18 protein-coding genes are annotated in these 18246 nt (G+C 45.4%); 12 read left to right on the forward strand and 6 right to left on the reverse strand.

Annotation, left to right across the window (positions count from 1 at the left end):
- Positions 1–679: 679 nt before the first annotated feature.
- The 6 genes from Q0757_RS06175 (at position 680) to Q0757_RS06200 (ending at position 8914) form a co-directional block, all read left to right on the forward strand.
- Positions 680–2278: an acyl CoA:acetate/3-ketoacid CoA transferase gene (locus tag Q0757_RS06175; RefSeq protein WP_298785505.1), complete on the forward strand. Its 1599-nt coding sequence runs from the start codon at positions 680–682 to the stop codon at positions 2276–2278.
- The gene (locus Q0757_RS06180; RefSeq protein WP_298785506.1) at positions 2268–3791 is read left to right on the forward strand and encodes a class I adenylate-forming enzyme family protein; all 1524 of its coding nucleotides are present in this window, start codon (positions 2268–2270) and stop codon (positions 3789–3791) included. The genes Q0757_RS06175 and Q0757_RS06180 overlap by 11 nt, the downstream gene beginning before the upstream one ends.
- Positions 3792–3836: 45 nt before the next feature.
- Positions 3837–5042: an acyl-CoA dehydrogenase family protein gene (locus Q0757_RS06185; RefSeq protein ID WP_298785507.1), complete on the forward strand. Its 1206-nt coding sequence runs from the start codon at positions 3837–3839 to the stop codon at positions 5040–5042.
- A gap of 46 nt (positions 5043–5088) precedes the next feature.
- Positions 5089–7347 (forward strand): 3-hydroxyacyl-CoA dehydrogenase/enoyl-CoA hydratase family protein, encoded by a 2259-nt coding sequence (locus Q0757_RS06190; protein WP_298785508.1) that lies wholly within the window; start codon positions 5089–5091, stop codon positions 7345–7347.
- 32 nt (positions 7348–7379) lie between these two features.
- Entirely contained in the window at positions 7380–8567 is a 1188-nt protein-coding gene (locus Q0757_RS06195; protein WP_298785509.1) for a thiolase family protein, read from the forward strand.
- Positions 8568–8719: 152 nt separating this feature from the next.
- Complete coding sequence (locus tag Q0757_RS06200) at positions 8720–8914, forward strand: hypothetical protein (protein ID WP_298785510.1); 195 nt, start codon at positions 8720–8722, stop codon at positions 8912–8914.
- Between the two features lie 164 nt (positions 8915–9078).
- Here the strand turns inward: Q0757_RS06200 and Q0757_RS06205 are convergent, their stop codons facing one another.
- From Q0757_RS06205 to Q0757_RS06220, 4 genes are all read right to left on the reverse strand, one after another.
- Complete coding sequence (locus Q0757_RS06205; RefSeq protein ID WP_298785511.1) at positions 9079–9357, reverse strand: hypothetical protein; 279 nt, start codon at positions 9355–9357, stop codon at positions 9079–9081.
- Between the two features lie 392 nt (positions 9358–9749).
- Positions 9750–10574: a GGDEF domain-containing protein gene (locus Q0757_RS06210; RefSeq protein ID WP_298785512.1), complete on the reverse strand. Its 825-nt coding sequence runs from the start codon at positions 10572–10574 to the stop codon at positions 9750–9752.
- Between the two features lie 33 nt (positions 10575–10607).
- Positions 10608–11309 carry an HD-GYP domain-containing protein gene (locus Q0757_RS06215; RefSeq protein ID WP_298785513.1) on the reverse strand — a complete coding sequence of 234 codons (702 nt, stop codon included), beginning with the start codon at positions 11307–11309 and terminating at the stop codon, positions 10608–10610.
- 342 nt (positions 11310–11651) lie between these two features.
- A complete protein-coding gene (locus Q0757_RS06220; protein WP_298785514.1) occupies positions 11652–12521 on the reverse strand; it encodes a LysR family transcriptional regulator in 870 nt (289 codons plus the stop codon).
- A 114-nt stretch (positions 12522–12635) separates the two neighbouring features.
- Between Q0757_RS06220 and Q0757_RS06225 the strand changes: the two genes are divergently transcribed.
- Positions 12636–12974, forward strand: a complete 339-nt coding sequence (locus Q0757_RS06225; protein WP_298785515.1) for a hypothetical protein — start codon at positions 12636–12638, stop codon at positions 12972–12974.
- 54 nt (positions 12975–13028) lie between these two features.
- Positions 13029–13457 (forward strand): DMT family transporter, encoded by a 429-nt coding sequence (locus tag Q0757_RS06230; protein WP_298785516.1) that lies wholly within the window; start codon positions 13029–13031, stop codon positions 13455–13457.
- Between the two features lie 203 nt (positions 13458–13660).
- Here the strand turns inward: Q0757_RS06230 and Q0757_RS06235 are convergent, their stop codons facing one another.
- Positions 13661–14572, reverse strand: a complete 912-nt coding sequence (locus Q0757_RS06235; protein ID WP_298785517.1) for a diacylglycerol kinase family protein — start codon at positions 14570–14572, stop codon at positions 13661–13663.
- Between the two features lie 65 nt (positions 14573–14637).
- Positions 14638–15072, reverse strand: a complete 435-nt coding sequence (locus tag Q0757_RS06240) for a universal stress protein (RefSeq protein ID WP_298785518.1) — start codon at positions 15070–15072, stop codon at positions 14638–14640.
- Between the two features lie 395 nt (positions 15073–15467).
- Here Q0757_RS06240 and Q0757_RS06245 point away from each other — a divergent pair, with 395 nt between their 5' ends.
- From Q0757_RS06245 to Q0757_RS06260, 4 genes are all read left to right on the forward strand, one after another.
- Positions 15468–15821 carry a helix-turn-helix transcriptional regulator gene (locus Q0757_RS06245; protein WP_298785519.1) on the forward strand — a complete coding sequence of 118 codons (354 nt, stop codon included), beginning with the start codon at positions 15468–15470 and terminating at the stop codon, positions 15819–15821.
- A gap of 209 nt (positions 15822–16030) precedes the next feature.
- Positions 16031–16813, forward strand: a complete 783-nt coding sequence (locus Q0757_RS06250) for a Na-translocating system protein MpsC family protein (RefSeq protein WP_298785520.1) — start codon at positions 16031–16033, stop codon at positions 16811–16813.
- Positions 16814–16978: 165 nt separating this feature from the next.
- Complete coding sequence (locus Q0757_RS06255; protein ID WP_298785521.1) at positions 16979–17323, forward strand: general stress protein; 345 nt, start codon at positions 16979–16981, stop codon at positions 17321–17323.
- A 420-nt stretch (positions 17324–17743) separates the two neighbouring features.
- On the forward strand, positions 17744–18217 hold the full coding sequence (locus Q0757_RS06260) for a hypothetical protein (RefSeq protein ID WP_298785522.1): 474 nt from the start codon (positions 17744–17746) through the stop codon (positions 18215–18217).
- Positions 18218–18246 lie beyond the last annotated feature (29 nt).

Below are 18246 nucleotides of genomic sequence, written 5' to 3' on the forward strand. Positions count from 1 at the left end.
AAAAGATGCAATGAGGAGAAACGGTGATACAAATAACATCAGCGAAAGAATAATCAGATGTCTGACCTGTAAAATGAGGGCTAGAACAGAAGCAAAAAGACCAAACATAAGAACGAAAACAAAAATGTAAAAAGCGTACAAGAATCCACTGCTATATATATAAATATTTTCACTTATGTTATCGGGAAGAAGAAAAGGTACATAGAAAAGAAATCCAATCACAATAATAATCCAATTGGTGATATAAGCAATTTTTTGAAGAATCATGGTGACCTCTGCAATTTTGACATCATTAATAAATGGAGCCGGCTATTCCTATACCAATAGGAGCTGCTAACCACGTTAGCACTATGTAAAGCATAACGTAATATACACTTCTATTTTTGAATCAAAATAATAAGTAGAATAAGACGCCTGTAAGCCATATCGGGATACAAATTAAAAACCATGCATTGGCATACCAAATCAATACGTACATGATCGGAAAACCCAATAATATTGTAATTAATTTCATCAATATCTAATTTGTTTATTGTTTAAAGCGTCATTATAGCATAGTTTGAAATCGTTTACATTTTTTGTATAAAATGATAAATTTAAAACTGTAGGATGAAGATAAAGAAGGGGGTACATTTATGGTGAAGGTTTAGCGGTATAAATACTGTAGGGAGGTTGGGACATGGAGATTATTTCATACAATGATTTAAAAAATATTATTACCTCTGGAGATATTATTTCCGTCGCCGCTTTATCTGTCGGAAATTTACCAGCAGAAATATTAAAACATATAGTTGAAGAGTACGATGAAACTGGAAGCCCGGATAATCTTACGTTTATTATGGCAAATGATATAAGTGATTACGAGGGCGGGATTGATCTTGATGCTTTCGTTCAGCGGGGAATGATTAAACGGTTAATAACAAGCTTACTCACAGCCTCACCAGCTACAATTGAGGCGATTAAAGATAATGCAATTGAGACCTATTTTTTCCCCCAGGGAATTCTTGCCGTACAATATCGGAATCACTCCGTTTCCTCCCCGGGGATGATTACAAAAATAGGTTTAAATACAAGTGTCGATCCTAGAAATTCAGGCGGAATGGTTAATGATGTCACAACCGAGAGTTTAGTCTCTGTATTAGAAATCAAGGGAGAAGAATATTTACACTATGACTTTCCAGGCGTTGATGCAGCCCTTTTACGGGGCACCTACGCGGACGAAAAAGGGAATATTTTTATGACTCATGAGTCTCATCTGGGCGAAGGATACAGTGTAGCGGCCGCCACTCACCAAAATGGCGGGAAGGTGATTGTTCAAGTTAAAGAAATTGTTCAAAGCGGCAGCTTTCCCCCTCATGAGGTGTTTATTCCCGGTGAACTTGTGGATTATGTAGTTATAAATGAAAACCCCGAATATCATAAGCAGGTGATGCAGGCTTATTATGATCCCGCGTTATCAGGCCACTACCGGGTGAGTGATATACAGGAGCAGCCTATGAAGCTTAGCTCCCGTAAAATTATTTTAAGACGGGCTGCCCAGTTTTTACGTGAAGGGGATGTAGTCAGTATTGGTTTTGGTATAAATAATGAGCTGCCAAATGTATTAATAGAAGAACAGGCGGAGGATTTGGTTCAGCTTAATATTGATACCGGCGTATTCGGAGGAATTATCGGCAGCAAAGACCGCTTTGGAATGAACTATAACCTGGACGCGAGAATGCGCCATGAGCTTGCATGGGATTTTATATATCACGGCGGCCATGATATAGCCTTCCTCAGCTTTGCGGAAATTGACCGACTGGGAAATGTAAATGTCTCCTGCTTTGGCAATAAAAGGAGCGGAAGTGGCGGGTTTATCGACATAAGTCAAACGGTGAAGACTATCATTTTTTCGGGAACCCTGGTTGCGGGCAGCCAGTCCTCTTGTGAAAATAATCAGTTAATTATTGAACAGGAAGGTCACTCGCATAAATTCGTAAATAATGTACAAAGTGTAGATTTTAACGCAGCGTATTCGCGAGAACTGAACCAACAGGTTTTTTATGTGACTGAACGAGCTGTATTCCAATTGGTGGAGGAAGGCTTAAAATTAATTGAAATCGGTCCGGGGCTGGATTTGCAGAGGGATGTTCTGTTAAAGATGGATTTTGATCCTATTATTTCTGACGAGTTGAAAATGACCGACCAAAATATTTATCAAAAGGATTGGGGGGAATTGAGGCAGTCGATCCAACATCGGACTCATATTGATAAAGGAGAAGATAAATATGAATTATGATTGGATTAAAACAAGATCAGATTTTGACAGAGTGAAAGCAGCGGTTATTGATCCGGGTAAGGGCACAGAATGGTCGTATCAGGAGTTAAACATCCGTGCAGAGAATTTAGCGAATTATTTGCAGGATCAGGGAGTAAAACGCGGGGATGTAATCGGTATATTCGCACCAAATGATGTTGCGATACTGGATGTGTTGTTCGCCTCTTTTAAAATGGGAGCCGTTTTCCTTCCTATTAATTGGCGGCTGAAATCCTTAGAGATTGAAAGCATTATTTCGGATTCTAATGCCAAACTGATTTTTTACGCCTTCAATCATCTGGAGTCCCTGAGAGGAATCCCCCAGGAGCTAATCCATATGGATGTCGATTCGTCGGAGTATGATGACATTGTTAACCCTGAAAACCACCGCCCATTTAAAAGTGTCGATGTTGAAAGCGACGACCTTGCATCTTTAATATATACGAGCGGGACAACAGGATTACCAAAAGGGGTTATGTTCACTTACGAGTCGTTTGTTAATAACATGATCAATACCGCATTGACGTATAAAACACATGCCGGTTACACAACGATTGTATCAACTCCGATGTTTCATGTGCTTGGATTTAATGATTTGTCGCTGCCGTTATTAATGGCTGGCGGAACATTGATTCTGCATCGCTATTTTGACGGAAAGGAATTAAATGATCTGATGGTAAAATACCAGCCCGATTATTTAATGCTCATACCAACTATGTATTATGGCATGCTGGCAGCTGGTAATCTTGATATTCAGGGCTTTAAAAATATTGAGTTCTTAATACAGGGTGGATCTGCACCGCTTCCGGCTGTACAGAAAAAATTTGAGAGTATGGGTTACACATTAGTCAATGGCTACGGTTTAACTGAAGCTCCACTTGTTATGGTTAATACACCTCATAATGCAATAAAGAAACCAATGAGCATTGGCAAGCCTGTCATGTATATGGATGTGCGCCTGCTGGATGAAAATTATAACGATGTTGAAACTGGTGAAATTGGGGAATTGGCCATCAACGGCAAAAACGTTACTCCAGGCTATTGGAACAAACCGGAAGAAACAGAAAAATCATTTGCAGGCAGGTATTTCTTAACAGGTGATTTAGCCAGGCAGGATGAAGATGGAGATATCTTTATCATCAACCGGAAAAAAGAACTCATTATTACCGGGGGTGAAAATGTTCTTCCTTCTGAAGTGGAGGGTGTATTATCAGAACATTCGCTTGTGAGGCAAACGGTGGTAGTAGGATATGAAAGTCCTGAATTTGGAGAATCTGTTTCTGCAGTAGTGCAATTGAAAGAGGACGATCCGGATTTCGAAGCTAAACTGGACAAGCATGTGAGAGAGCACCTGGCAGGCTACAAAATACCGCGAATGTATTTGAAGGTGAAGGATATACCATTAAACTCAACTGCGAAGCCTGACAGAATAGAACTGCAAAAAATGGTGAATCAAAAAGCACAGGAAGAAAATCAAAAAAATGAATTGCTTTAAGCGACTTTTTTGAAAGCGCTATCAGAATATACTGGAGGCTATACCATGGCTGAAAAACAAGCACTGATAAAAGAATTATATCCTGAAGATTTATTAAATATTTCTAAAGAGTTAACTGAAGGAGAAGTTCAGTTTTTAAAACAAATCAATGATCTGCTGGAAGAAAAATACCGGGATTCAATTAACGATCACTGGGCTAATGCAACAGTGCCTGAAGACTTTTTTAATGATATGGGTAAACTGAATTATTTCAATAACCCTTTGCTGTTTGAAGGCCGGGAGGGCGAACGGGCTACGAGTCAGCTGTTTCAGTTTTTCATGCTATATACAGTGGCAAGGTTTGATGTTTCCTTAGTTACTTTGATGGGCGTGCATCAGGGTTTAGGACACAATGCGTTCCTGTTTGGCGGAAGTAAAGAACAAGTGGCGTATTATGTGCCGAAATTACAATCTCACGAACTGAGGACCTGCTTTGCTTTAACCGAACCTGAACACGGATCGGACGTAGCTGGCGGTTTAGCAACGACGGCTAAGCGTGAGGGAGATAAATGGGTAATAAACGGTGTAAAAAAATGGATAGGCGGCGCCACTCTTTCGGATGTCATACCAGTTTTTGCTACAGATGTGGACACAGGTAAACCAAAGGGATTTATCATTAAGCCTGACCAGGATGGCGTGGATATAGATGTCATTGAAAACAAAATCGCTTTACGAATTGTCCCAAATGCTAATATTCACTTAAACAACGTTGTCGTCCAGGAGGAAGAGAGGCTGCAAAATATTAACGGCTTCAAAGACATTGCGAAGGTGCTGTACTCAACACGTGCTGGTGTGGCTCATATGGCGACAGGAGCGATAGCCGGGACCCTGCGGGCAACTCTGGATTATGTGACCGAACGTAAACAATTTGGCAAAGAGCTTAGTAAATATCAGTTGATTCAGGAGAAGCTGGCAATGATACAGGGAAACCTATCCCATGCAATGAGCCTGTCTGCACAGCTCGCCCGGATGCAGGGGAACGGGGAGTACGATGAAGTGGCAACCTCAACCGCAAAAATGATGAATGCCTTAAGGCTAAGGGAGTCTGTTGCAATGGGACGGGGCATTACAGGAGGCAACGGTATTCTTGCCGAATATGATATTGCGAGATTCTTCTCTGACGCTGAAGCCATTTACACCTATGAGGGAACTCATGAAATTAATGCCTTAGTTATTGGGAGAGCATTAACAGGGGACTCTGCGTTTATCTGATTGCAGGGAGTGGCTGAATAAATTTCAGAAATATGGAGGTTATTTCATGACGATGAGAAAAGCAACCGTTTTAGGTGCGGGGTTAATGGGCAGCCAAATTGCTGCCCTTCTGGTAAATGCAGGTTTAAAAGTAAAGCTGCTGGACATGGCAGTTGATGAAAATGATCCAAACAAGATTTCAAAAAAATCCTATGATATGATTACCGATCCGAAACGGCCGCAATTATTTGATTTAAACTTCGCCTCTAATCTGACTTATGGCAATTTTGCAGAGGATTTATCTGGGCAGGATGATTCGGATATTTTTATTGAAGCTGTAAAGGAAGAAGTGGAAATAAAGCATAGCATTTGGGATCAGGTGAGACATGTTGCCAAGGATGATGCCTTATTTGCCACAAATACCTCAGGCATTCCAATAAAGGCAATATCCCGGGTATTTGATGATACGGAGCAGAAAAGATTTTTCGGCATGCACTTCTTCAATCCGCCCCGGATCATGAAGCTGGTAGAAGTGATTCCTGGTCCTAATACGTCCCCTGAAGTAACAAATAAAGTCCAGGCTTTTGCTGCAGACGTGCTGGGTAAAGGTGTCATCATAGCAAATGATGTGCCTGCATTTGTTGCTAACCGGATAGGGACCCAGACAATGAATGATGTAATGTATCGTGCAGAGAAAACAGGCCTGTCCATTGCGGAGGTCGATGCACTCACGGGACGCGGTATCGGAAGACCAAGCCTGGGAACGTATGGGCTTGTTGATCTGGTAGGGCTTGATATTGCAACGACCGTGATCAAGGGCCTGCAGCAGGATCCGGAGGAACAGGAATTTTTCCACGAGACACGTATTGCAGGAAAGCTGATGGAAAACGGCGCGTTGGGGAGGAAAACCAAGCAGGGTTTTTATAAGAAGGACAAGAAATCACTGCTGGTTTTTGATCCTGAAAGCAATGAATATGTACAGCCGGAGCAGCCTGATTTTGAGCTGCTGCACAGCTTCAGTAAAGACCTGCAGTCAAATATGGACATCATCTATAACGCTGAAGATGAAGCGGGCAGGTTTTTATGGGAAACCCTTAGAAACAATTTCTACTATGGTGCGTTGAATGTGCCGAAAGCGGCACCGGACTTTAAAGATATAGACCGTGCCATGGTATGGGGATTCAACTGGAAAAAAGGCCCCTTCCAGCTATGGGACCTGATGGGCTTCGAACGCGTTAAGGAACGCATGCAGCGGGAGCTGGGGCCATTACCGGAATGGATAGAAAAACGCAGTACGTCATTTTATGCTGAAGGTGAGTCGATTGAACGTGTGACTCCTGTATCAGCGTTTACAGATAGTGAACTATGGAACAGGGAAGACTCGAGTCTCTCTGTTGCAAATAGAGACCAGCTGTTACTGAAGCTACAAAGTAATAATAATATTATTACCGATGGCTTTGCTGATGATTTAATCGAGTCGATCGACCTTTTAGAAAACGAGGATTACTCAAGCATGGTCATCTATGCAGAAGGAAACAACTTCAGCGTGGGTGCCAACCTGTATCTGATGAAAAAAGCACATGAAGAAAACAAAGTGGAAGAGATCGTGGGGCCTGCCATTGAAAAGCTGCACGAGAGCTTCAGCCGCCTTAAATATGCACTTAAGCCCGTGGTGACAGCCGTCCACGGGAAAGCTTTAGGTGGCGGTTGTGAATTGGTCCTTCATTCACCGGTGGTAGTAGCTGCAAGTGAAACGTACATGGGACTTGTAGAAGCAGGGGTGGGACTGCTTCCAAGCGGTGGCGGCCTTGCCGAAATGGCGGACCGGATTCTCGGAACGAGCCATAAGCACAACGATAAACAGGAATCAATGACGAAAGTACTGACGAATGTAGGGTTCGCGAAAGTATCAACGAACGCTTATGAAGCGCTCAGGTATGGTTATCTAAGAGAAACCGACTCCATTATATTGAATACAGAGAAAAGAGTAGAAATAGCCTTAAAACGAGCACAGTTTGAAGTGGAAACAAATTATGTTCCGCAGCCGAAGTTGACCTATTTTGCATTAGGCAGAGATTATAAAGCACTCGCTCAAGGCCAGCTGGATGCCCAGCGTGTTGGAAACTTCATTAGCGAACATGATTATACAATCACTTTAAGTGTTGCCGATGTTTTATCCGGAGGAGATCTTCCGCGTAACACCTACATTAATCAAAAATACCTTCAAAAGCTTGAAAAACAAAAATTCTTAATGCTGTTACAAAACGAAAAAACGTACGAGCGAATTACTCATATGCTGGCTACAGGCGAGCCTCTGCGAAATTAAAAATTGTGGTAGCAAGGAAAGGGTGAAGGTCAGTGCAAGATGCGTATATAGTAGCTTATGGGCGTTCTGCTTCAGCTAAAGGAAAATTAAGTGGTGCCATGGCTCACGAAAGACCTGATGAAGTGGCATCACAGGTACTAAAAGGGGTACTGGACCGGGTAGGTGGTCAATTCCGTCCAGATATGGTGCAGGACGTTATCGTTGGCAATGCTTTTCCTGAAGGTCTGCAGGGACAAAATATCGCGCGTTCGATTGCGTTGCTTGCCGGGCTGTCGGAAGACGTTCCGGCCCAAACGGTGAATCGTTATTGTTCTTCAGGGCTTCAAACAATCGCGATGGCGGCTAATCAGATTGTGTCTGGCCAGGCAGATATTATAGCAGCCGGCGGAGTTGAACTGATGAGTGCCGTTCCGATGGGGGGAAATGAGCCGGTCAACAGTCCAATACTCCAGGAGGAAGAGGCCGGAGTATCCTACCCAATGGGGCTGACCGCCGAGATGGTAGCTGAAAAATATAACGTCTCACGGGAGGATCAGGACGCTTATGCGGTGCAAAGTCATCAGCGTGCTAAAAATGCCCAGGATTCAAGAAAGTTTGATGACGAGATTATTCCGATTAATGTAACTAAGGTTACGTACAATAATGACGGCCCAGTAGTAACAAAAGATATATTCGATACGGACGAACTGGTGCGCCCTGATACCAATATGAAGGATTTAGCGAAGCTGCCCACTGTGTTCAAAGCCGATGGGACAGTAACAGCCGGTTCATCCGCCCCGCTTACAGATGGCTCAGGCTTTGTGGTTGTAATGTCGGGAGACAAAGTTAAAGAATTAGGTGTCACCCCTATTGCACGATTCGTGGGCTTCAAGGCAGCGGGTGTGGATCCAAAAATCATGGGGATCGGTCCCGCTTATGCCATTCCGGATGTGTTAAAATTAACTGACCTGACGGTTGATGATATGGATTTAATCGAACTAAATGAAGCATTTGCAGCACAAACGGTGGCCTCTATCAGGCAGACAGGGTTAGATATGTCTAAAACGAATGTTAATGGAGGGGCCATCTCATTAGGCCACCCTCTCGGGGCATCGGGAGCAATGCTGACTGCAAAGCTGCTTGCGGAAATGAAAAAAAGACCAGATTCCAAGTATGGCATGGTGACCATGTGCATTGGAGGAGGCATGGGGGCTGCAGGTATATTTGAATATATCAGATAGTTAACTCCGACGTTTTAATGTGTCAGTTATCCTTGTCCGCCCAAACAATTATCAGGTATCCGTAAATATCCAAGGGGCTGTCCTATTTTAGGACATCCCCACTTTTGTTTTAAACAAAAACTGCTGATAAATGCAGGATTAAGGAGGGAAACATGAACGTATTAAGACTGGCCTATAAATTACTTGGTATCATATCGTTTGCTTTTATTCTCATGGACTTGCGTCATATCATTGATATACCGGGAGGGTTATTCATATTATTATGCCTTGTTCTGGCCAGTTCGATTGGCATTTTCTTTTACCTTCAACGAAGACAGTCAAGTACTTCCACCGATGATGGAAATTGAGGTGACTATGAATGGAACTAGTTTATGTATTAGCGGTATTAATAAGTACCGGAACTTTTTTATTCTATTTAGGTAAAATCAAGTACAATAAATGAAAAAACGGACCCCCGGCAGGCCCGTTCTCTCCACTGTGATAACTCTATTCCCCTTTATTATAGCGTTTGTTATCCATAATAAAAAATCGGGTTAAAGAAGAAGACGACCGGTAAAATCCACCCGGCAATGACTGTGAGCACAAACCATATGGTGGATTTCTTCCAAAGCGTATATAGAGTCATCAAAAAAGCAATTACCCAGCCAAAAGCTGTTAAATACCCTAAATGATAAGTCCCGCCGCCTTCTGCAAGCCCGTATATTCTTAATCCTGTAGCATAAAAGGTCAATACGGCACTTAATGCAAGGTTAAGGATTAAAGCAACGGCGAACCATTCCCATTTCTGCATGTCAGCCCCCTATAAAACATTTTTCTCTATTCGCCTCCTCCTCAATTTAACATATATTTCCTTCAAGAAGTGCCATTTCCCGACCATCCCATATTGCCAGAACGTCCTGGCTTTTTTGCTTCCGGCTATCAATTTAGTTTCATATTACGCTGGATTTCCGCTTTGTACATGGTTGATTAAATTGGAAAAGCAGAGTAAAGGCACTCTTGGAGAAAGTTGCTAAAAGATATGACGATAAGCTGCATTATTTATATAAGCATGCAGTAAAATCATCTTTTAAGCCATTTATCACGAAAAATAGAAAACAGGCATCCCTGAACTTCTTAAAGCCAGGGATGCCTGTTTCATTAAAAAGGAACTGCTGCCAGCAACGCTATGAACAGGCCGGCTGTTTAAGTGGAAACCGGCGGGGAGCGCTCTTGTTTGGCCTGATACATGGTGTCGTCCGCCTGAGCCAGTACCGTCAGTAAATCAGTTTCCCGGGGGCAGAAATCATATCGGCCTACACTGACCCGCACGGTAAAGGTATCCTTGTTGACGGCACAGGTTTGATCGATACGTTCATGCAATCGTTCCGCCCATTCCTCGTTCGACAGCTCGGGGGAGGGAATCGGTCCAAGGACAATAAACTCATCTCCGCTCAGTCGGTAGGCGGTATGGTCGGACTCGATCGTATGCTGAAGCGCGTCGGCCACGCAGCGGAGTACACGGTCGCCGGTGAGATGACCATATGTATCGTTGATAATTTTGAACTGATCGACATCCAGAAAATACAGGGCATAGCGGGAGGTCGGAAGAAATGTGTGCTCGCGGAACACCTGCTGCAGCGCCACCCGGTTCGGAAGGCGGGTCAGGTCATCCGTGCGCACCTCGTTGCGGGTTTTCTCCAGGTGGGCAATCGTTCGGTTCAAATCCTTGGTCATCCGGCCAATCATCCCGGAAGAACGAAAGGACGCACGCGCACTTAAATCACCGGCACGAACCGCCGTTAAGACGGACTGAAAGTGAGTGATACAACGGCGGACGAAGGCAAAAAAGAGACAAAAGTTTAACACACCTAAAAGAATGCCCGCACTGATGGATGCGATGGTAAATAAACGCTGAAGTTCGGCGGGGACTGGGATCACAAGCGGCATGATTAGTGAAAAAGCGATGCCCACCACGATGCCAAAACTTAAATACACCAGTGCCATCCCATGAAGATAATTGTATCGCATATATTTCCTTCCTTTCTGCTGCTTCTCTGGATGTTAGGAGAGAGGAGTTTCGGGATCTGGTTCACGGGTGTGTAAAATATCGGGAAGGGCATGAATATAGACAGCATCCAACTCCTCGGTATGCTTACGAAGATGACACAACGCCTGGGCCGGCGTCATGGCTTTCCGGTAGGAACGGGGAAGTGTCAGGGCCGAATACACATCCACGACACTAAGCATTCGAAGCGGGGCGGGTAATTCCCCTGCTGGTAGTCCGAAGGGGTAGCCCGTTTGGTTACCACGTTCATGGTGATACAAAGCCATGTGAGCTATTGAATCCTCCAGTTCATGCGCCCGGAGCAAATGATATCCCTGCATGGGGTGCTCCTGAACAGCCTCCCATTCTTCCGGTGTTAAAGTACCTGATTTTTGAAGAATGGATGAAGATATGTATGTTTTCCCCACATCATGCAGCAGGAAACCAGCTGCAAGTTCTGCCATCTCCATCTGCAGATAATCCGCCAGCACGTTTCCAAGGAGAAACACATCCAATGAATGATGGTACGTTTCGGGACCCAAAGATTGTAACCTGGCTATCAAAGGATGGATACGGTCGTCCCGGCAAAGCGATAGAAACAACGACTCGTATTGCTGAAAGTCCAACTCCAAATTATGTACAAAACTCGTTTTATCTGGCCAGTGCTTTTGCCACAGCTGATGTAAATACGTTTGGGAAAGAAGAAGATCTACGGTCATGGGAGTCAATACGAAGCACCGCCTGCCTGTTAAAATGGTACTTTTGTTATAGCACAAAGGAGAGAATAAATAAACCAAATTGCCTGTCAAATTGGTTTTCCCGTCTTTAATTTAATCTGGGTCAGGTCGATAAGCATGAAAAATCCCCGGGTGCAATAGCGATATAAGCCCGCTATTATGCCAGTATATCCAAAAATATTTGTAATGAGGGGAAAGGAATAGAATTGGCTCAGCATGATCATTTAAGAGAAAAAATCACAGCATACTGAATGGAAAATGGATAAAAAAAGAAACCATTGTGTAAAAATGGCTTCTTACTTTTTAAAGGGAGCTTCATCAAGACTAAGAACGCAGGGATTCATGCATGATGTCCTGAAAAGCCTGGAAGGAACGGTGCTGTTCACTTTCCGGAGAATAGATAAAGGAAATATCCACCCGGGCGTGGGCTGGTGGCACCGGCGTGCATGCGATGTAGTCATCCTGAAACGAACGAACGTATCGTTCCGAGAGCATGGCGATTCCCATCCCGGCCCGGACATGTCCCAATAATGATTCGAGGTTCGAAAAGGTGATCACCTGTTTCGGAATGATGCCTTCCTGATGAATCATCTGCAGCAGGCGTTCCCGAAACATGCACCCCGGCTCGAGCACAAGAACGGTCTGCTGATGCAAGTCCTGGAGACTCTCGAGCGGGAGCACCAGCGGGTTGGAAACGAGCGTAAGGGTTTCTGAGGAAAATACGTGCTGATGGAGGGCCGGGTGACGCACGGGGCCGGTGACAAAGGCTCCCTGGCATTCATGCTGCAGCACCTGCTGGACCAATTCCTCCGTAATGCCGTAGCGCAGGGTTATATCGATGGATGGAAGGGCCTGATGGAGAGACGACATTAACGCCGGCAGGTGGGTTGCCGCCATGGAATTGATGGATCCGAGCACTAGGGGCTCATAGGGCAGGGATGAACGGGAAACCGTATCCTGCAAATGCTCCCACGAGGCAAGCATGTCCTCCACGCAGGCAAGTACATAGGTTCCCTGCGGAGTGAGGGTAAGGCCTCTGGAATGCCGATGGAAAAGAGGGACCCCGAGCTCATGCTCCAGTCGCTTCAGGTGGCCGGTCACATTCGACTGTACATAATTCCATTTGCTCGCGACCCTGGAGATATTTTTCTCGTGCGCAAGGGCACGAAACAGCTGTAGGGTCTGAATATTCATTTCTCGCCTCCGGGCATCTGTTTTTATGATAGCTTCTATATTATTTTATCATTATTCATGATCGATTGGGTGATGTATCGTAGAACCTATCATAGGAAGAGGGAGCGAAAAAGCATGCATCACGAGGAACGAACGTGCTGGATTCTTGCTGGATTACTGGGAGCGGGGATTGGCATCTGCTGGCCGTGGCTGTGGCAGGCGACGCAGAAATTTCCAGGCTGGACAGCGGTAGGAATGACAGCAGGTGGTGGAGAAATCGTAATGCCCGTCTGTTCTTTTATTCTGGCGGCTCTCGCATTCGGGCGGTGGCCTCTGGCTGCATACTGGGCCGCAGGGGTTGCGGTTTTGGGCACATTATATTTAACCGTGTTATGGGTTCTGCCGGGGGCTTTGAGCTGGACGGGATATGTGCTGTATCAGCAACGCAGAAGGCCAAAAGGTGAGAAACGATAGGAAGCTGAACCATACGGGTCCATAGGTTTTAAAAATTAAAGGGGGAGAAGTAGCATGGCCTGGGTGTTAATAGTATTATGCTTTATCGGAGGGGCGGCGCTTGCGTTTCAGGCCGGCGTGAACGGAGAAATTGGGAGCAAAATAGGCAGTTTGCAGGCGGCCTTTATCGCTTATTTTGTCGGGACCGTTTGCTTATTTGTGAGCGCGCTGGCGCAGGGAGGACTTACGTTTTCGTGGCCGTCCTTCTCGTTCTGGAAATGGACGGTAGGAGCGCTGGGCGCTTTTTATATTGTCTGTATTATCCTGGCCGTGCCGAGAATCGGGGCATCAGCGGCAATTACCGCCGGGATTGCCGGACAATTGCTGCTTGGAATGCTTCTGGACCATTTTGGTGCCTTTGGAACGCCGGAAATCCCGGTGGATGCCTCGCGTCTGGCCGCCGTCGGATTGATTGGAGTAGCACTGTATCTGTTTTACCATTAAAGGAGAAATTTATCCTGGTCTGATTCTTTCAACTACTGCTGTACGTAAAAAAAGTCCCCGAAGCGTTGGACGCTCGGGGTTACCATAAGCTTATGCGTTAGATAGCATAAAGGGGGCGTATATACTGGATAAATATATACATATTGGACATTCCTTCCATTACATAAAGGCAAACATGGTTTTGCAATAAATTATGAATAATTTTATTGGTCGTCCGGAGGTACAAACATACGGAGCTCATGCGGCAGGACGGCGGCGCTGAAAGGAAGTGGGCGTCCTTCGTCTCCGTCAATATTGACGATGTGCTTCTCATTGGTGTGCGCCTGCAGCGTGGTCGTAGTAAAGTATTCAATATCCTGATGATGAGAAAGATTTCCCTGCAGCAGCTCCGGGATCATCTGGGCGACATTGGTTATGCCGAGCTGCTTAACAATAAACACGTGGAAGCATCCATCGTGGATCTCTGCCTGGGGGGCCAGGGACTCGATGCCTCCCACGGAGTTGGTTAGAGCGACCAGGGCAAGATAAACATCACCCTCCCACACGCCCTCATCGTGGGTAAGCGTAAGAGAAAACGGCGTATGGTTTTTGAAGGCCTTGGTGCCTTCCATTACATAAGCGAACGGCCCCCACATGGACTTTTGCTCAGGGCTTACGTTATAAACGGCTTCTGCAATGGCACCGATGGCCAGAACGTTCATGAAATACGTCTGGTCGATGCGTCCGATATCGACAGGAACGATGTGCTGGTGCCGAAGCACCTGTACAGCCTCAGCTGGATCTAAGGGCAGCTGGAGGGCGCGGGCAAAATCGTTGACCGTACCGAGCGGAAGAAAGCCAAAGGCCGGCTGATAGGCCTGGCCGGCGAGGCCGTTAATGCATTCATTAATGGTGCCGTCACCGCCTAAAGAGATCAGGGCATCAAATTCCTGCTCGCTTGCCTGCTGAGCCAGATCTCTGGCGTCTCCAGCCTGTTTGGTGTAGCGAATCGTAACGCTGGAATACAGCTCCTGTAATACCTTGATGGCAGAAGCTTCATAGGACATTGCTTCTTCTTTACCGGAGGATGGGTTGATTATTAGCATGGCGTTCGACATTAAAAGCTCCTTTTTCATAAAAATAGGGAATCGGATTCACATTGTTTATTCTGGCATGAGTATCATTATACTGGAGCTTCTAATTACGTTGAAATAACTTTTACGTTGCATTCAACCTTTTTTCGGACGCTTTTGGCTGTACTGCCGAGTAACGCCCGGTCGATTTTGGAAGCTCCTGATTCCCCGAGCACGATTAGATCCGTTTTATAACGGGCACAAAGTTTTCCGATATCCCGTTTTGGAAGACCGGGCTCCATCACGGTTTCCACGTGAGGGACTCCCTGTTCAAGGGCCCATTCTTTGGAGCGCTGAAGCTGGGAGGAGGCCTGGTCCTGAAGCCGGCGGAAGCCGTTCGGATCCATGCGTTCGAAGGAGGCGTAGCCTTTGGTATCCATCATAAAGGCAATAAGTAATGTCGCCTGGTGCTCCTGTGCTAATTGAACAGCCTGTGCAAGCGGGTCATGTGAGGTGGCTTCGAGAGTTTCAACGCCGACTAGTATACGGTGAAATTGTTCCATAGCTGGTCTTCCTTTCTGTTAAAAACATTCGTGCGCACTATTTTTCATAGGAAATAGAAGAAATGAAAATGGTTTCATAAAAACATAAAAAGCCAGAAAAAGAGAAAGTACTCTTTTTCTGGCTGATGGTCTAGCTTTAACATCTATCCATTGCTGCCGCATATGAGGAGGACTGGTCCCTCTCTAGAAGAACCAAAATCCTTTCTCGAACGGTTTACCCGGTAAATGAAGCGGTAAAACATGGGAGGCACTACTCGTTGTTAAAATTATTTCTTAATGAGTATTTAAGGGGCGGGCTCCTAAGGGTGATTTTTCGTACTTAAGATGATATACTGAACAAAACATATGTTCTTCTTTAAAAGCTATGGTTATGAAGAAAAGAAGGGGGCCGACTGATGCCACAACAGCTATATGATTCCCGATGCGACCAGCCCCTGGTTGCCATGTTTATGCAGTATGTCGATGACAATATTCAGCACCGGCTCGCGGTGCCCCAGCTGGCCGAGGCGTTGGAAACCAAACCTTACATATTGTCCCAGGTAGTAAATACTTCGCTGGGCCAAACGATTCCCGGTTACATTCGAAAGCGGCGTATGGAAGTCGCTGCCCGCCTGCTGGTCGAAACTGATTATTCCATTCGTGCAATTGCCAAACGGCTTCGTTTTAACGGTCAGGATTACTTTACGGCCCAATTTCGTATTCACCAGGGCCTTTCGCCCAGTGCGTATCGGCATGCCTATCAATCCTGAGAGCTTTTGATGACGGGAAGACCATGGTCAAACCTGCAAGCCAGAAGGAGGCTGTGGCACATCCTGGAATAATTTGAAAAATATTAAAGAAAAAAGGTTTCACCCGTGGACAAGCGGGAATGGATTTACCATGTCTCCATCTTAATAGCGGTCGCAATACGAGGACATTAAGCGCCTGTCGTACAAGCCGAAGAGGATCTGTAGGTATCATGCAGACATCTTCGGCTTTTTTTGTGATGGATAAAAAGAAAGGAGTGTGTCCTATGCTGCCTGGCGATATTCAGCAGCGATCCCGTCAAAATCAGGAAAAGGAACTCGGAAGCTACATGAGCCGGGTGTTGCGCGAACACTTTGGCCGTGGCCCGGAGTCCGTCTACGTCAGCCTGGATCCGCATAGTGTCGTTATTCACATCCGGCGGTTTTTGGCGCCGATGGAGGAAGTGCTTTTGGAGCAGCGGGGTAAGGAAGCGATCGAAGAACTGCGTGAAACCATGATGGCCAACATGCTGCCGGAAATGGCGCACGCGATCTATCAATTGACTGGAAAAGAAGACTGGAGCTTTTTTGTGGATTGGAATATCTCCAACCGTTCCGGCATGGTGACGGCTTTGCACGAGCCTTCGTTCCAGCATCAGCCATCCCTGGCTGAATCCCCGCATCAAGCCAGTCTTCGCGAAGGTGTGCGTAATGTCAGTCAGCGCACTGAGAAAGAACCTGGAACGGTCCATGCCCATCAAATTAATGATCGCACTCTAGTTGTGGTGCGAACGGACGTACTAATTATGATCGAAAAGGAATTAATACGCATCGGGCACCGAAAGTCACTCAAGACGGTGAAACGCCAGCTGGAAAAGCGGCTATTGTACGAAGAACAGTTCAGCCAGCGGCTGGGAGTCGGGGTTCGAGACATTTTTGTCGACTGGGATTTTGACAAGGACAACAGCGTAGTCGTGCTGCTGACCGACCCACTGCCCCGTCCGAAAGAAGAATAACGGGGAAAAGCCCCCTGTTCGATATGTATGAAGCAGCGGGCTTGAAGGGTTTTATCCCTGCCAAATAGGGGTAAATCACTGCCGGAGGCCCAAGCCTTCTTATATTGGCAGGGACCAATAAATGCTCGGGAGAGGAGCCTATTTACGAACAGGGAGGAAGCGGACATGAAGCCTCAGGTGCGAAAATATACGAATGACGAACAGATTCAGCAGGATGTTCAGACACTTGGAAAAAAAGATATCAGCCGCAATGATATTTATATCATGAGCCATGATGACGACCGGACCGACCGGATTGCCAAAAACGTCCATGCTAATAAACCGGCAGACGATGAGTTTAATATTGATTCGGCCAACCGGTTTTCCAAAAAAGGAGATGAACTGCGCTACAAGCTCGAGGAACTCGGCTTCAGCAGTGGGGAAGCCGATGACCTGGAAGATGAGCTGGATGAAGGCAGGGTACTGCTTATAGTGCAGAGCGATCAAAGCGTAGAGAATTTGATGAAGTAAAGCCAGTTAAGGATCGGAGCACTTGTCTTCATTTTTTACCGGACATATGAAAAAGTTACGACAGAGATCGGGAGAGTCTTTTTTAGTGGAGAAGAGATACGGGTTGCAGGAAAGTAAAGCCGAAGCTTTAAATGAAGAAGAAGTTTAGAAGTTTAATACAAGATACAAGATAATGGCAAACAGAGAGTCTAATAACTGTCTGTTGATACATCATTGCCTATCTACCGTGATGGTCAGTCCTCAGGGCTGACTGTTTTTTGTGTCCAAATCAGGAAGAGACATTTGGAAGAAAATTTTCTAAATAAGATTTTACTATTCAATTCTTTTTAGAAGAGAAACGAAGAAACACTAATACTCAGTGGTTTTTAAAGACGCATCGTTGAAGCAAGAAAAACAGGCAAATGAAAGGAGAGGATCTCCTTGAGGAAACAACGATTGCGTCAAGTCTACGTTCTTCTCCGTCAATGGCTGCACCGAACATTCGTCACTGTCGTTCTATCCAGCGTTCGTTTTTTGATGCATCTCTGGATAAGGAATAGAAAGAAAGCAGGACCTTCGAAACGGCGAAAAAAAGATCTTCAAACTATGAAAGTAATGGGTGTGCTTGAAGAACTGCTGGCAAACACCGATCAATTGAAAAATGACCGAACGAAAGGTGCCACTCCTGTTTACACCAGTGCAGGACAGCATGTAATCGATGCATTTGTTTCCCAAAGGCCTCGTCAGCAGGAAAGCGATTATTATATTTTTGTTGCGCAAGCCTGGGTGGAGGAGTTGGAAAGAAATGAACTCCGCACGCTGCTTATATGGGTCATGCTGCTCTCAGGAATATTTATGGGAATAGTGACGTTCATTCAGTTATGGATTCTGCTAGAGGCTTGGGACGTTGAATGAGACCCGTTCGAATACTGTTTTTTGGCCAA

The organism is uncultured Marinococcus sp., assembly GCF_947493875.1.
Classification (GTDB): Bacteria; Bacillota; Bacilli; order Bacillales; family Marinococcaceae; genus Marinococcus.

Bases quoted from the DNA above. Each gene is read 5' to 3' on its own strand.
- Q0757_RS06175 (WP_298785505.1), top strand. From the start codon at position 680: ATGGAGATTATTTCATACAATGATTTAAAAAATATTATTACCTCTGGA.
- Q0757_RS06180 (WP_298785506.1), top strand. From the start codon at position 2,268: ATGAATTATGATTGGATTAAAACAAGATCAGATTTTGACAGAGTGAAA.
- Q0757_RS06185 (WP_298785507.1), top strand. From the start codon at position 3,837: ATGGCTGAAAAACAAGCACTGATAAAAGAATTATATCCTGAAGATTTA.
- Q0757_RS06190 (WP_298785508.1), top strand. From the start codon at position 5,089: ATGACGATGAGAAAAGCAACCGTTTTAGGTGCGGGGTTAATGGGCAGC.
- Q0757_RS06200 (WP_298785510.1), top strand. From the start codon at position 8,720: ATGAACGTATTAAGACTGGCCTATAAATTACTTGGTATCATATCGTTT.
- Q0757_RS06205 (WP_298785511.1), bottom strand. From the start codon at position 9,357: ATGCAGAAATGGGAATGGTTCGCCGTTGCTTTAATCCTTAACCTTGCA.
- Q0757_RS06210 (WP_298785512.1), bottom strand. From the start codon at position 10,574: ATGCGATACAATTATCTTCATGGGATGGCACTGGTGTATTTAAGTTTT.
- Q0757_RS06215 (WP_298785513.1), bottom strand. From the start codon at position 11,309: ATGACCGTAGATCTTCTTCTTTCCCAAACGTATTTACATCAGCTGTGG.
- Q0757_RS06220 (WP_298785514.1), bottom strand. From the start codon at position 12,521: ATGAATATTCAGACCCTACAGCTGTTTCGTGCCCTTGCGCACGAGAAA.
- Q0757_RS06225 (WP_298785515.1), top strand. From the start codon at position 12,636: ATGCATCACGAGGAACGAACGTGCTGGATTCTTGCTGGATTACTGGGA.
- Q0757_RS06230 (WP_298785516.1), top strand. From the start codon at position 13,029: ATGGCCTGGGTGTTAATAGTATTATGCTTTATCGGAGGGGCGGCGCTT.
- Q0757_RS06235 (WP_298785517.1), bottom strand. From the start codon at position 14,572: ATGAAAAAGGAGCTTTTAATGTCGAACGCCATGCTAATAATCAACCCA.
- Q0757_RS06240 (WP_298785518.1), bottom strand. From the start codon at position 15,072: ATGGAACAATTTCACCGTATACTAGTCGGCGTTGAAACTCTCGAAGCC.
- Q0757_RS06245 (WP_298785519.1), top strand. From the start codon at position 15,468: ATGCCACAACAGCTATATGATTCCCGATGCGACCAGCCCCTGGTTGCC.
- Q0757_RS06250 (WP_298785520.1), top strand. From the start codon at position 16,031: ATGCAGACATCTTCGGCTTTTTTTGTGATGGATAAAAAGAAAGGAGTG.
- Q0757_RS06255 (WP_298785521.1), top strand. From the start codon at position 16,979: ATGAAGCCTCAGGTGCGAAAATATACGAATGACGAACAGATTCAGCAG.